The sequence below is a fragment of the Microbispora sp. NPDC046933 genome, assembly GCF_040644635.1.
Classification (GTDB): domain Bacteria; phylum Actinomycetota; class Actinomycetes; order Streptosporangiales; family Streptosporangiaceae; genus Microbispora.
The window spans coordinates 102,109-114,942 of record NZ_JBEYWW010000001.1 but is presented as its reverse complement, the minus strand read 5'-3'; the positions used below and the strand labels follow the sequence as shown (position 1 = coordinate 114,942).

Below are 12,834 nucleotides of genomic sequence, written 5' to 3'. Positions count from 1 at the left end.
AGATGGGAGCATGGTCGAGGAAGGCGCTCTGCTCTGGGAACCCACGCCCGACGTCGTACGTGCGGCCCGGATCACCCGTTACATGGAACGACTGGGCCGTACGGGGGACTACGAGGACGTGTGGAAGTGGTCGGTCGAGTCTCCGGCCGACTTCTGGACGTCTATATGGGACTACTTCGGTGTGGTCGGTACGCGTGGCGACGGGCCCGTCATCCAGGGAACGATGCCGGACGCCGAATGGTTCGCGGGATCGGCCCTGAATTACGCCGAGAACGCACTGCGCGGCCACCCCGGCCGGACGGCGGTGATTTTCCGCAACGAATCGGGTAGCCGTTGGCAGTACTCCCTCGGTGAGCTCCGCGAGGAGGTCGCCCGCGTCAGGGCGGGGCTCGTGCGGCTGGGCGTCGGGCGGGGCGACCGGGTCGCCGCCTACGTCCCGAACATCCCCGAGGCCCTCATCGCCTTCCTGGCCACCGCCTCGCTCGGGGCGATCTGGTCCTCCTGCTCGCCCGACTTCGGCGCGCCCAGCGTGACCGACCGGTTCGCGCAGATCGAGCCGAAGGTGCTGGTCGCGGTGGACGGTTACCGCTACGGCGGCAAGGCGTACGACCGGTCGGAGGTGGTGCGCGAGATCGCCGGGAAGCTGCCGTCGCTGCAGGCCACCGTCTGGATCCCCGCGCTCGGCGCCGAGGCGCCCGATGACGCCCCCGATACCACCCCCGAAACCACGCTGAGCTGGGACGACCTGCGTGCCGAGACCGCGCCGCTGGAGTTCGAGCGGGTGCCGTTCGGCCATCCGCTGTGGGTGCTGTACTCGTCGGGCACCACCGGCCTGCCCAAGCCCATCGTCCACGGTCACGGCGGGATCGTGCTGGAGCACCTCAAGTCGCTGTCCTTCCACCAGGACCTCGGCGAGGGCGATGTGTTCTTCTGGTACACCACCACCGGCTGGATGATGTGGAACTACCTCATCGGTGGCCTGCTGGTGGGGGCTGCCGTCCTGCTGTACGACGGTAGCGCGGCCCACCCCGACACCGGCGCTCTGTGGCGGCTCGCCGCCGAGGAGGGCGTGACGTACTTCGGCACCGGCGCGCCGTACATCATGGCGTCGATGAAGGCCGGGGTGAAGCCGCGGGGACTCGACCGGCTGCGTGGCATCGGCTCGACCGGCTCGCCGCTGCCCCCCGAGGGGTTCGCCTGGGTCTACTCCGACGTGAAGCCCGACGTGCAGCTCGGCTCGTTCTCCGGCGGCACCGACGTGTGCACCGGGTTCGTCGGCGCGGTGCCGCTGCTGCCGATCCGGGCCGGCGTCATCCCGTGCCGCTGCCTCGGCGCGTCCGTCGAGTCCTTCGACCCCGCGGGAGCCTCGGTCGTGGGCGAGGTGGGGGAGCTCGTCATCACCCGGCCCATGCCGTCCATGCCGGTCATGTTCTGGAACGACCCTTCAGGCGATCGCTACCGGGAGTCGTACTTCGCCGACTATCCGGGCATCTGGCGGCACGGCGACTGGATCAAGATCCTCCCCGACGGCGGCTGCGTCATCTACGGCCGCTCCGACTCCACCCTGAACCGCGGCGGCGTGCGGATGGGCACCAGCGAGTTCTACCGCGTCGTGGAGCGCTTCGAGGAGATCGCCGACAGCCTGGTGATCGACACCGGGCAGCTCGGCCAGGAGGGCAGGCTGCTGCTGTTCGTCACACTCGCCGACGGCGCGTCGCTGTCCGACGAACTGGTGTCCCGCCTGCGTACGGCCCTGCGCACCGAGCTGTCGCCCCGGCACGTGCCCGACGAGATCCAGGTGGTCCCCGGCATCCCGAGGACGCTGTCGGGCAAGAAGCTGGAGGTCCCCGTACGGAAGATCCTGCTCGGCACTCCGGTCGAGAAGGCCGCCAACCCCGACGCCATGGCCAACCCCGAGGTCCTCACTCATTTCGCGCCGCAGCAGTAGGACGTCGGTGTGTATAAGTGCACTTCTCAGAAGTCGACTTCCAAGAAGTGCACTTATCCCGGCCCGGCGGCGACGTCTCCGTCCCGGGATGCGTATTTGGGAATTCGGCCGTCTCCGGTGACCAAGGAGAGTCCTTGTTCCGGTCCGCGCATGTGCTCGCCGCACAGGTCAGGATGACGTAGCCAGGACGCGTTCGTACGCCTCCTGGAGCAGCTGGGACGCGCGCGGGCGACCGTGGTCCGGGCGGGGGATGCCCAGATGCGCCTCGCGCAGCTCGTCCATCAGGTCTTCCCAAAGGGGTGGACCGCCCTCCTCCAGCAGCCGTGCCCGGATGCTCAGCTCCGGTGTCGTCGGTCGATGGCGCAGGCCCCAGGATCCGAGTGCGACCATGACCGGAACCGTCTGGATGCCCGCCTCGGTGAGGCTGTAGGTCCCCCGTCGTCCCCGCCCCGCGTCCTCGTGGGTCAGGAGACCTCCGGCGACGAGGGCCTTGAGGCGGCTGCTGAGGATGTTCGAGGCGATGCCCTCCTCGGAGTTGGCGAGCAGATCGCGGAAGTGCCGGCGCCCTCCGAAGATCACGTCACGCAGCACGATGAGGCTCCACCTGTCTCCGAGCGCCTCCACCGCCGCGTTGATCGCACACCCCGACCGCGGCTCGTCTCGCATGGCCGACCTCCAACTGATTGCATTTTGCCATCACCTACTCTACGCTCCCGTCTAGTGATTGCAACCCGCAACCAGTAGGAGTTCGCGCATGTCTCGTGTCAGGGTGCACAACTTCGCCGTCTCCCTGGACGGCTTCGCCACCGGCGAGGGACAGAGCCTCGACGAGCCGTTCGGCCACGCGGGTGGACGGCTCCACGAGTGGTTCTTCACGACCCGGACCTTCCACGCCATGCAGGGGAAGACCGGCGGGAGCGCCGGGGTCGACGACGCCGTCACCGGTACGTGGGACGCGGGCATCGGCGCGGAGATCATGGGCCGCAACAAGTTCGGGCCGCAGCGAGGCCCGTGGGAGAACCACGACTGGACCGGATGGTGGGGGCCGAACCCGCCGTTCCACACGCCGGTCTTCGTCCTGACCCACCACCCCCGGCCCTCGGTCGAGATGGAGGGCGGCACCACGTTCCACTTCGTCGACGCCACCCCGGAAGAGGCGCTGCGTCAGGCCCGTGAGGCCGCGGGCGGTCTCGACGTGCGGATCGGCGGCGGCCCGAGCACCGTCCGCCAGTTCCTGGCCGCCGACCTGATCGACCACATGCACGTCGCCGTCGTCCCGATCGTCCTGGGCCGTGGCGAACGCCTCTGGGACGGGCTCGAAGGACTCGAGAAGCGCTTCCGGATCGAGTCCGTGACGACCCCGAGCGGCGTCACCCACATGACCTTCACGCGACGGTAGACACCCTGAAAGGCTGACAGACATGACCGAGAACATCACTTCCAAGGACGGCACGACCCTCGCCGTCGACACCATCGGCCAGGGCGCGCCGGTGATCCTCGTCGGAGGCGCGTTCAACGACCGCTCGACCGTGGCCGGGCTCGGTGCCGAACTCGCGTCGGCGTTCACCGTGGTGACCTACGACCGGCGCGGCCGGGGGGCCAGCGACGACAGGAGCGACGACTACTCGGTCGCCAACGAGGCCGACGACCTGGCGGCCGTCATCGAGCACGTGGGCGGCCGGGCCTCGGTGTTCGGCCACTCCTCCGGCGCCGTCCTCGTGCTGGAGGGGGCCATGCGTGGGCTGCCGATCGACCGGGTCGCCGTCTATGAGCCGCCGTACTGCGCCGACGAGAACCAGCCGAGGCCGGCGGCCGACCTCTACGACCGGCTCAAGGCCCTGGTCGCCGCCGGTGACCGCGACGGCGCGGTGGAGCTGTTCCTCCACGAGGCGGTCGGGGTCCCGGCCGAGGCGATCGCCGGGATGAAGGCCGGGGAGGAGTGGGCGTTCCTGGCCGACAAGGCGCCCAGCCTGCCGTACGACGTGCTCGTCAGCGCGCCCTGGCAGATGATGCCGTACGACCGGCTCGCGGGGATCGGCGTGCCGGTGCTGGCGGTCTACGGCGACCAGACCTCGCCGGGCCTCGCGGAGGGAACGAAGGCCGTCGCGGCGACCGTGCCCGGCGCCGAACTGCAGGTGATGCCCGGAGAGGACCACGGGGTGCTGCACCGGCCGGCGGCGCTGGCGCAGATCCTCACGAAGTTCTTCGGCTGACGCACGTGCCCGCGCCGGACGGCCCGAAATTGTCGGAGCAGGCGGATACCTTCGAGTCGGCATGCGAATCGACGGCGCGACCACTGGGTTGATCGGCACTGAGCTGATCGGCACTGAGCTGATCGGCAGGGAGCATCCTGCCGCGATACTGCGCGCCGAGATCGCACGGGCGGTCGGCAGCCACGGCGGCCTGACGCTGGTCGCCGGCGAGGCCGGCATCGGCAAGACCACGCTCGTCACCAGTGCGGCGGAGGAGGCCAGACGGCTGGGGGCGCTGGTCCTCAGCGGATCGTGCTGGGACTCCGACAGCGCCCCGGGTTACTGGCCGTGGGTGCAGGTCCTGCGCGGGCTGGGGCGGGGCGCCGCGCCGGGGGAGTGGGCGGCGGCCGAGGAGGCGGCGGGCGCGGAACTGGCCGCGCTGCTGGGCGAGTCGCCGAGCGCCGACGCGGCCGAGGGCTTCCGGCTGTACGACGCGGTGACGAGCGCCCTGGTGGCGGTGTCCCAGAGCCGTCCCCTGGTGGTCGTGCTCGAAGACCTGCACTGGGCGGACGTCGCGTCGCTCAGGCTGCTGGAGTTCGCGGCCCGGCACACCTGGTTCGAGCGGGTGCTGCTGGTGGGCACCTACCGCGACGTTGAGGTGGAGGCGGCGGACCATCCGCTGCGGCCCCTCGTGCTGCCGCTGGCCGCGCGGGCGACCACGGTCACCCTGACCGGGCTCGAACGGGAGGAGGTCGGCGCGCTGATGACCCGCGCCGCCGGCCTGAACCCGTCCGCAGACCTCGTCGCCGAGGTGCACAGGCGCACCGGAGGCAACCCTTTCTTCGTGGAGCAGACGGCACGGTTGTGGCGCAGCGGCGGTTCCGTCACCACGATCGCTCCCGGTGTGCGCGACACCCTGCTGCGCCGGCTGTCCCTGCTGCCCGCGCCGGTCGTGGACCTTCTCGCCACCGCCGCGGTGCTCGGGCGCGAGTTCCATCGCCAGGTGCTGGCCGCCGTCGCCGCCACTTCCGTTCTCCAGGTGGAACGGCTGCTCGACCAGGCGGTGGCCGCCCGGCTGGTCGTCGCGAGGGGCGGGGAGGCGTTCGCCTTCGCGCACGACCTGGTCCGCCAGACGCTCTACGAGTCCCTCGACGAGAAGGCGGCGCCTGTCCGGCACGCCGCGGTCGTCCACGCCGTCGACCGGTCGCCCGGCCTCGCCGAGCATGTGCTTCCCGCCGACGTGGCCCGGCACGCCTACCTCGCCGGCGACCACGTCGAGCCGGCCCACGCGGTTGAGCGGCTGCTGGCCGCGGCCCGTGACGCCGCCGGCCGCCTGGCCGCCGAGGAGGCGCTCGGGCACTACCGCAGGGCGCTCGAACTGGCCGCCGTCGCCGGTGAGCCGCGGCGGCATGTCGTGATCGCACTGGCACTCGGCCGCGAGCTCTACCACGGGGACGACCGCGACGGCGGCCGGCGGGCGTTCGAGGAGGCGGCCGCCGTCGCGCGGCAGACCGGCGACCACGAGCTGGTCGCCCGGGTCGCGCTGTCCGTCCACGCGGCCTGCGGCGGCGACAGCGGACCGCTCGGCGCCGACCTGCTGCGGGAGGCGCACGGCGATCTGGTCCGGGACGGCCGGACCTCCGGCGACGGGCTCTCCCCGGACCGTCTCGCCCGGGACCTGGCCATCCACGTCGCCGTGCTCGCCCGGCGTGGCGAGGACGACGAGGCGCTGGCCTTCAGCCTGTGGGCCTACCACGACACCATCTGGGGCCTGGGCACCGCACCGGAGAGGGTGGCGCTCACCGGTGAGCTGCTGACCCTGGCTCGCCGCGCGGGCGACGTGGAGATGGAGAGCGTCGCCGCCGCGTTGCGCTGGGTGGCGCTGCTGGAGCAGGGCGACCCCGCCTATCTCGGCCAGTTCCGCGAGTTCGTCGCGCTCGGCGGCCGCACCGACCTGCCGCGCATCGACATGGCCACGGCCAGCGACCGCAGCATCATCGCCGCTCTCATGGGCGACTTCGACCAGGCGGAGACCCTGCTCGACGAGCTCGCCGGGTTCGAGCACGGGCACGACCACTTCGCGTACATGCTGGACCACCACCGCTGGGCGGTGCGGATGCTCCAGGGCCGCTACGACGACCTTGACGAGATCCACCGTGCGCTGCGCAGGAGCCGGCACCCCTGTCCGAGCCTGCTGGAGGCCATGACCGCGCTGCGGAGAGGCGACGGCGGCACCGCGCTGCGCCACCTCCGCGACACCATGGCCAGGGGTGAGCCGCGGCGTTCGATTCAGCCCCTGTGGCTGCGGTTCCGGGCCATGGTCGCCGCGTGGTCGCGCGACCCGGAGCTGTGCGAGAAGGCACGGGCCGAGCTCGACCCCTACCTCGGCAACTGGGCGGTCTCCATGTACGGCTGGGACATCGGGGGCCCGGTGATCCTCCAGCGCGCCCTCGTCGACGCGGCGCAGGAACGCTGGGACGAGGCGGTCGACGGGTTCACCGCCGCCTGGCACTCCGCCGATCTGCTCCTCGCCCGCCCGTGGTCCGTCGAGGCGCGGGCCCATCTCGGCGAGGCGCTGCTGCGGCGGGGCCGCCCGGGCGACGCGGACGAGGCGGGAAAGCTGCTGGAGGACGTGGCGGGCGAAGCGGCCCGGCTCGGCATGGGCCACATCGTGGAGCGCGTCCGCAGGAGCCGTACGCCCGGCCCCGGAGCCGAGTTCCGGCGGGACGGCGCCGTCTGGACCCTGGGGTTCGGCGGCCACACCGTTCACCTGCCCGACGCCAAGGGCCTGCGCGACCTCCACCGCCTGCTGGGCCATCCCGGGGCCGACCTGCCCGCCGTACGGCTGCTCGACCCGGAGGGCGGGGAGCTCGTCGTCGCCGCCCGGGGGATGGGCGGCGACGCGGTCCTCGACGAGGAGGCCAAGGCGCGATACCGGCGCCGGCTCGCCCTGCTGGACGAGGAGATCGACCGCGCGGCCGAGCGGGGAGACGACGGCCGGGCGGCGGAGTTCGACAGGGAACGGGCGGCCCTGCTGGCCGAGCTGCGCTCCGCCTCCGGGCTCGGCGGGCGCGACCGCCGCCTCGGCGACGAGACCGAGCGCGCCCGCAAGGCCGTCACCGCCCGGATCCGCGACGTGCTGCGCAAGCTCGACCGGCTCCATCCCGAGATGGCCGCCCATCTGCGCGCCGCCGTCTCCACCGGCGCCACCTGCCGCTACCAGCCCGAGCGTGAGATCGCCTGGCGTCTGTGACCTATTTGCGGTTGTAGAGGCGCATGGTCAGCGCGCCGAAGACCACGATCGACACCGCGCCGCAGGCCAGCACCCAGGTGATCTCCCCGGTGTCCGGGCTGCCCGCCATCAGCGAACGCGCCGCGGTGACCAGGTGGGAGATGGGGTTCACGCCGACGAACGCCTGCAGCCAGCCCGGCATGGTCCGTGGGTCCACGTAGACGTTGCTGAGGAAGGTGAGCGGGAACAGCACCAGCATGCTGATGCCCATCACCGACTTCTCGCTGCGCAGCAGCAGCCCGAACATCGTCCAGATCCACGAGAACGCGAACGAGAAGGCCACCAGCAGCGCGATCGCGGCCACCACGCCGGCGACCCCGCCCTGCGGACGGAAGCCCAGCACCAGGCCGACCACGAGGATGACCGTCGCCGCCATCGTGTAGCGGAACGCGTCGCCGAGCAGGTAGCCGACCATGGTGGACGGCCGCCAGATCGGCAGCGTACGGAAGCGGTCGAAGACGCCCTTCTCGATGTCCTTGTTGACCTCGACCCCGGTGTACATCGTGATCATCACGACGCTCGTCACCATGATGCCCGGCAGCAGGAACTGCAGATACTCCGTCGGCGAGCCCGCCAGCGCGCCGCCGAACAGGTAGGTGAACATCAACGTCATCATGATCGGGAACGCGGTGACGTCGAAGAGCTGCTCCGGCACGTGCTTGATCTTCAGCATCGCCCGCCAGCCGAACGTCAGCGAGGCCGACAGGGCGCTCGGACGCGGCGGGCGGGCCCCGGGCGCCAGGACCGCCCCCAGCGTCTCGGCCGCGGGGACGAAGGACGGCCCGGTCTCGGTGGTCGTGGCGCTCATGCCGCGGTCTCCTCCATTTCCTTGTCCGTGAGAGCTCTGTCGGTGAGTGCGAGGAAGGCTTCGTCGAGGCTGGGCTGGCCGAGGGAAAAGTCGTCCACGACGATGCCGGACGCGGCCAGCGCCGCGAGGGCGCGCGAGGCACGCTCCGCGCCGGCGTCCGCGTCCTCACCGGGGATGCGGGCGGTCAGGGCCACGGGATCGGCCTCCGGGTGGACCTGGGTGTTCAGCTCCCTGGCCAGCACCCGCTCCGCTTCCGGCCGCTGCGCGGCGTCCCGCAGCCGCACGTGCACCGACCCCGAGCCGACCGACGACTTGAGCTCGCCCGGCGTGCCCTCGGCGATGACCCTGCCGTGGTCGATGACCGCGATGCGCCCGGCCAGCCGGTCGGCCTCGTCCAGATACTGGGTGGTGAGCAGCACGGTCGTGCCGTGGGCGACCACGATCCGCACGATGTCCCAGACCTGGTTGCGGCTGCGCGGGTCGAGGCCGGTCGTGGGCTCGTCCAGGAACAGCAGGTCGGGCGTGTTGAGGATGCTGGCCGCGATGTCCAGCCTCCTGCGCATGCCGCCGGAGTAGGTCTTGACCTGCCGCCCGGCTGCCTCGGTCAGCCCGAACGCCTCCAGCAGCGCCATGGCCCTGTCCCTGGCGGCGGGTTTCCTGTGGCCCAGCAGCCTGCCGAGCAGGACCAGGTTCTCCATCCCGGTCATCTCCTCGTCCACCGAGGCGTACTGGCCCGTCAGGCTCACCCGGCTGCGTACGGCGTCGGGCTCGCGCAGCACGTCGTGGCCGAACACCCTGGCCTCGCCGCCGTCCGGGCGCAGCAGCGTCGCCAGCATCTTGACCGCGGTGGTCTTCCCCGCCCCGTTGGGGCCGAGCACGCCGTACACCGTGCCCGCGGGCACCGTGAGGTCGAGCCCGTCCACCGCGCGGTTCTCGCCGAACGTCTTGACCAGGCCCGATGTCTCTATCGCCAGGTCCCTCATGATCTTTTGTCTCCGTTCCGTCCAACCCTTCACGGAAGAGGCGCCAGATCCGGGGCCGGCGCCCGCTAGATCCGATCTAGCGGGAGACACAGCCGACAAACGGCGCGCTGGCGGGCTCGCCGACGTCACCGTGACATCTGTCGTGGGCGGGTCGTGACAGACGGCGGAGGTCCTCACCGGGGCGGCGGCGGAGGCTTGCCGTATGAACCTTCATGACGGCGCCCCCGCCCTGTCCGTGGCGGGGCTGCGCAAGACGTACGGCGAGACCCGCGCGGTCGACGGGATCGACCTGGCCGTGGGCCGGGGAGAGGTGGTGGCAGTGCTCGGGCCCAACGGCGCGGGCAAGTCCACCACGATCGACATGGTCGTCGGGCTCGTCCGTCCGGACGCCGGGGAGATCGCCGTGTTCGGCGCGTCCCCCCGTGAGGCGGTGCGAAGCGGCGTGATCGGCGTGATGCCGCAGGAGGGCGCGCTGCTCGACGACGTGACCGTAGGGGAGACCGTGACGCTGATCGCGTCACTGCACCGAACGTCGCTTTCCGTAGAGGAGGCGCTGCGCCGGGCCGGGGTGGCCGACCTCGCCGACCGGCGGGCGGCCCGGCTGTCCGGCGGCCAGAAGCAGCGGGTGCGGTTCGCCATGGCGCTGGTGTCCGGCCCCGACCTGCTGGTGCTCGACGAGCCGACGGCGGCGATGGACGTGACGGCCCGGCGCGAGTTCTGGCAGTCGATGCACGCCTTCGCCGAGACCGGCCGCACCGTGCTGTTCTCCACTCACTATCTGGAGGAGGCCGAGGCGTACGCGGACCGGGTCGTGCTGATGCACGCGGGCCGGATCGTGGCCGACGGCCCGGTGGCGGCGGTCATGGCCGAGGTGTCCGGCCGTACGGTCAGCGCGACCGTGCCCGGCGCCCGCGCCGAGGACCTGGCCGCGCTGCCGGGCGTGACGACGGCGCACGTCGGCGAGGGCAGGGCCGAACTGCGCTGCACCGACTCCGACCTGGCCGTACGGGAACTGCTGACGCGTCATCCCGACGCCCGGGACATCGAGGTCGGCGCGCTGGGCCTGGAGGACGCGTTCCTGCGCCTCACCGGAGCTTCGGAGGCCGTGCGATGACCGGATATCTCGCGTTCGAGATCAGGCGGACACTGCGGGACTCGAAGTTCCTGCTCTTCGCGGTCGCCCTGCCGGTGGGGCTGTATCTGGTGATGGCCGACCGCTTCGCCGACCTGGGCCTCCCGGCGCCCTACGTCATGGGCAGCGTGGCGGCGTTCGGGGCGTTGAAGGCGGCGCTCGACACGGGCGCGCGTACGGCCGTGGAACGCGCGATCGGCTGGCAGCGTCAGTTGCGCCTGACCCCGCTCAGCGGCCTCGGCTACCTGCTGGCGAAGGTGTCGGTGGCCATGGTGGTGGCGCTGCCGCCCGTGGCCGCGGTGTCGCTGACGGCCGGGCTCGTCAGCGGAGTGGACCTGCCCGCGGGCGCCTGGGTCGCGGCCGTGCTCGGCGTGTGGGCGGGCACGGTGCCGTTCGCGCTGCTCGGCCTGCTGATCGGCCAGTTCGCCACCGCCCAGAACCTGCAGGCGTACCAGGGGGCCGTGGTGCTGGTGCTCAGCTTCGTCGGCGGGCTGTTCATCCCGGTCGAGACGTTCCCGGGGACGCTCGCGGCGGTGGCCAAGGTCCTGCCGAGCTACTGGCTCGCGCAGGTCGGGCACGCCGCCGCGCCCGGCGGCAGCGCCGGGCAGGCCACGCTGGTCCTGGCGCTGTACGCGCTCGTGCTGGGCGCCGTCGTGGCCGTCCGCTATCGCCTCGAAACGGCTCGGGCCTAGGGTGAACGGCGTGGGCGATCAGGGCGTGTGGGGGCGTTCCGCCTGGCCCGTGTGGAACCAGGCGCGACCGGGCTCCCGCGCGGCTCACATCCGCGGCGTCGTCGTGCTGTCACTTCTCTTGCTCTGGCCGCTGTGGGAGGCGCTGCGACCGGACGGGGAGTGGCCGGAGCCGACGGCGGTGCGGATCGCGATCGGAGCCGCCACGGTCCTGTACGCGGCGGGCTGGCTCGGCGCCATGATCGCCGGGGTTCGCCTGCCGCCCCGGCGGCGGATCCTGCTCGTCGGGGCGATGTTCGCGCTGGCGGCGGTGGCGGCCCTGCTGCGCAACGGCCCGCTCTACCTCGGCCACGCCGGCGCGTTCAGCTTCGTGCTCGCGGTGGCGGCCTGGCTGCTCCCCGCGCGCTGGGGGGTGCTGCTCGGGCTCGGGACCTGGGCGGTTCAGGCGCTCGCGCGCTGGACGGCCCCGGGTCCCGTTCACTGGGAGGACGTGGGCGGGCTCGTCCCCGGGATCGTGATCCCGGTGGCCGTGACGCTGCTGATCCGGCTCGTCGTCCAGCTCGGCCAGGCCCGCGAGGAGATCGAGGTGCTGGCCGCGGCGGCGGAGCGCGACCGGCTCGCCAGGGACCTCCACGACGTGCTCGGGCACAGCCTCACCACGATCACCGTGAAGGCCGGCCTGGCCCGCCGGGTGCTGGAGAGCGGCGGCGATCCGGAACAGGCGCTGGCCGAGTTGCGCGACGTCGAGCGGTTGTCCCGGCAGGCGCACACCGAGGTGCGCCTGACCGTGTCCGGCCGCCGCCGGCCGTCCCTCGCAGCCGAGCTGGCGGGGGCGCGCGCCGCGCTGCGGGCCGCCGGGATCAGCGCCGTCCTGCCGCCGTCCGCGGACCACGTCCCGGCCGAACTGGCCGAGCCCTTCGCGTACGTCCTGAGGGAGGGGGTCACCAACGTGATCCAGCACAGCGGCGCGACGCGGTGCGAGGTGCTGCTCGGAGACGACTGGCTGGAGGTGCGCGACAACGGCCCCGGCCCCGGGCCCGGCCCCCGGCAGGACGCGGCGAGGCCGGGCAACGGGCTCTGCGGGTTGGCCGAACGGCTGCGCGCCGTCGGCGGACGGATCGAGGCGGGCCCGCTGCCCGCCGGTGGCTTCCGGCTGCGGGCGAGCCGCGCATGATCAGGGTGTTGCTCGCGGACGACCAGGCGCTCGTACGCGGCGCGCTGGCGGCGATGCTCGCGCTGGAGCCCGACATCGAGGTGGTGGCCCAGGTCGGCTCGGGCGAGGAGGTGCTTGAGGCCGCGCGGCGGACTGTTCCCGATGTGGCGTTGCTGGACGTGCAGATGCCGGGCAGGGACGGGCTGGAGGTCACCGCCGACCTGCGCGCCGCGCTCCCGTCCTGCCGGGTGGTGATCTGCACGACCTTCGGGCGGCCGGGCTACTTCGCCCGCGCCATGCAGAACGGCGCCTCCGGCTTCGTCGTGAAGGACGCCCCGCCCGAGCATCTGGTCGACACGGTGCGCCGGGTGCACGCGGGCCTGCGCGTGGTCGATCCCGCCCTGGCCGCCGAGTCGCTCGCCAGCGGATCGAGCCCGCTGACCGCGCGGGAGCGCGACGTGCTGCGGGCGGCCCGGCGGGGCGGGACCGTGGCGGAGATCGCTCGGAGCCTGCACCTGTCCGCCGGGACCGTACGCAACCACCTGTCGGCGGCGATCGGCAAGACGGGGGCCGGCACCCGCGCCGAAGCCGCCCGGATCGCCGACGAGCACGGCTGGCTCTAGGCACGCGCGATGGG

11 protein-coding genes are annotated in these 12,834 nt (G+C 72.4%); 8 read left to right on the top strand and 3 right to left on the bottom strand.

Features of this window, described 5'->3' with window-relative positions; all coding sequences use genetic code 11:
* The first annotated feature begins 10 nt into the window (after window positions 1-10).
* Window positions 11-1,948, top strand: coding sequence for an acetoacetate--CoA ligase (locus ABZ857_RS00505; protein ID WP_357036194.1), 1,938 nt, complete (start codon window positions 11-13; stop codon window positions 1,946-1,948).
* Between the two features lie 168 nt (window positions 1,949-2,116).
* Here ABZ857_RS00505 and ABZ857_RS00500 read toward each other — a convergent pair whose 3' ends face one another.
* Window positions 2,117-2,614, bottom strand: a complete 498-nt coding sequence (locus ABZ857_RS00500) for a helix-turn-helix domain-containing protein (RefSeq protein WP_357035141.1) — start codon at window positions 2,612-2,614, stop codon at window positions 2,117-2,119.
* An 88-nt stretch (window positions 2,615-2,702) separates the two neighbouring features.
* On the opposite strand from ABZ857_RS00500, the gene ABZ857_RS00495 reads away from it, so the two are divergent.
* The 3 genes from ABZ857_RS00495 to ABZ857_RS00485 all read left to right on the top strand — a co-directional run bounded on the left by ABZ857_RS00495 (window position 2,703) and on the right by ABZ857_RS00485 (window position 7,393).
* The gene (locus tag ABZ857_RS00495; RefSeq protein WP_357035138.1) at window positions 2,703-3,347 is read left to right on the top strand and encodes a dihydrofolate reductase family protein; all 645 of its coding nucleotides are present in this window, start codon (window positions 2,703-2,705) and stop codon (window positions 3,345-3,347) included.
* A gap of 22 nt (window positions 3,348-3,369) precedes the next feature.
* Window positions 3,370-4,161, top strand: coding sequence for an alpha/beta hydrolase (locus ABZ857_RS00490; RefSeq protein WP_357035135.1), 792 nt, complete (start codon window positions 3,370-3,372; stop codon window positions 4,159-4,161).
* 61 nt (window positions 4,162-4,222) lie between these two features.
* Window positions 4,223-7,393 carry an AAA family ATPase gene (locus tag ABZ857_RS00485; protein ID WP_357035131.1) on the top strand — a complete coding sequence of 1,057 codons (3,171 nt, stop codon included), beginning with the start codon at window positions 4,223-4,225 and terminating at the stop codon, window positions 7,391-7,393.
* 1 nt (window position 7,394) lies between these two features.
* Here ABZ857_RS00485 and ABZ857_RS00480 read toward each other — a convergent pair whose 3' ends face one another.
* Together ABZ857_RS00480 and ABZ857_RS00475 are read right to left on the bottom strand one after the other, a co-directional pair.
* Complete coding sequence (locus ABZ857_RS00480) at window positions 7,395-8,240, bottom strand: ABC transporter permease (RefSeq protein ID WP_357035128.1); 846 nt, start codon at window positions 8,238-8,240, stop codon at window positions 7,395-7,397.
* Window positions 8,237-9,223 (bottom strand): ATP-binding cassette domain-containing protein, encoded by a 987-nt coding sequence (locus ABZ857_RS00475; protein ID WP_357035125.1) that lies wholly within the window; start codon window positions 9,221-9,223, stop codon window positions 8,237-8,239. The genes ABZ857_RS00480 and ABZ857_RS00475 overlap by 4 nt, the downstream gene beginning before the upstream one ends.
* 202 nt (window positions 9,224-9,425) lie before the next feature.
* Here ABZ857_RS00475 and ABZ857_RS00470 point away from each other — a divergent pair, with 202 nt between their 5' ends.
* Genes ABZ857_RS00470 through ABZ857_RS00455 form a run of 4 tightly spaced genes read left to right on the top strand, consistent with a single transcriptional unit; the run spans window position 9,426 to window position 12,820 of the window.
* Complete coding sequence (locus ABZ857_RS00470) at window positions 9,426-10,337, top strand: ABC transporter ATP-binding protein (protein ID WP_357035123.1); 912 nt, start codon at window positions 9,426-9,428, stop codon at window positions 10,335-10,337.
* Window positions 10,334-11,047, top strand: coding sequence for an ABC transporter permease (locus ABZ857_RS00465; RefSeq protein WP_357035120.1), 714 nt, complete (start codon window positions 10,334-10,336; stop codon window positions 11,045-11,047). Before ABZ857_RS00470 ends, ABZ857_RS00465 begins: the two co-directional genes overlap by 4 nt.
* 10 nt (window positions 11,048-11,057) lie before the next feature.
* On the top strand, window positions 11,058-12,218 hold the full coding sequence (locus tag ABZ857_RS00460) for a histidine kinase (RefSeq protein ID WP_357035117.1): 1,161 nt from the start codon (window positions 11,058-11,060) through the stop codon (window positions 12,216-12,218).
* A complete protein-coding gene (locus ABZ857_RS00455) occupies window positions 12,215-12,820 on the top strand; it encodes a response regulator transcription factor (RefSeq protein ID WP_357035114.1) in 606 nt (201 codons plus the stop codon). The genes ABZ857_RS00460 and ABZ857_RS00455 overlap by 4 nt, the downstream gene beginning before the upstream one ends.
* Window positions 12,821-12,834 lie beyond the last annotated feature (14 nt).

Coding starts and splice junctions, on each gene's coding strand:
- ABZ857_RS00505 (WP_357036194.1), top strand. CDS start 11: ATGGTCGAGGAAGGCGCTCTGCTCTGGGAACCCACGCCCGACGTCGTA.
- ABZ857_RS00500 (WP_357035141.1), bottom strand. CDS start 2,614: ATGCGAGACGAGCCGCGGTCGGGGTGTGCGATCAACGCGGCGGTGGAG.
- ABZ857_RS00495 (WP_357035138.1), top strand. CDS start 2,703: ATGTCTCGTGTCAGGGTGCACAACTTCGCCGTCTCCCTGGACGGCTTC.
- ABZ857_RS00490 (WP_357035135.1), top strand. CDS start 3,370: ATGACCGAGAACATCACTTCCAAGGACGGCACGACCCTCGCCGTCGAC.
- ABZ857_RS00485 (WP_357035131.1), top strand. CDS start 4,223: ATGCGAATCGACGGCGCGACCACTGGGTTGATCGGCACTGAGCTGATC.
- ABZ857_RS00480 (WP_357035128.1), bottom strand. CDS start 8,240: ATGAGCGCCACGACCACCGAGACCGGGCCGTCCTTCGTCCCCGCGGCC.
- ABZ857_RS00475 (WP_357035125.1), bottom strand. CDS start 9,223: ATGAGGGACCTGGCGATAGAGACATCGGGCCTGGTCAAGACGTTCGGC.
- ABZ857_RS00470 (WP_357035123.1), top strand. CDS start 9,426: ATGAACCTTCATGACGGCGCCCCCGCCCTGTCCGTGGCGGGGCTGCGC.
- ABZ857_RS00465 (WP_357035120.1), top strand. CDS start 10,334: ATGACCGGATATCTCGCGTTCGAGATCAGGCGGACACTGCGGGACTCG.
- ABZ857_RS00455 (WP_357035114.1), top strand. CDS start 12,215: ATGATCAGGGTGTTGCTCGCGGACGACCAGGCGCTCGTACGCGGCGCG.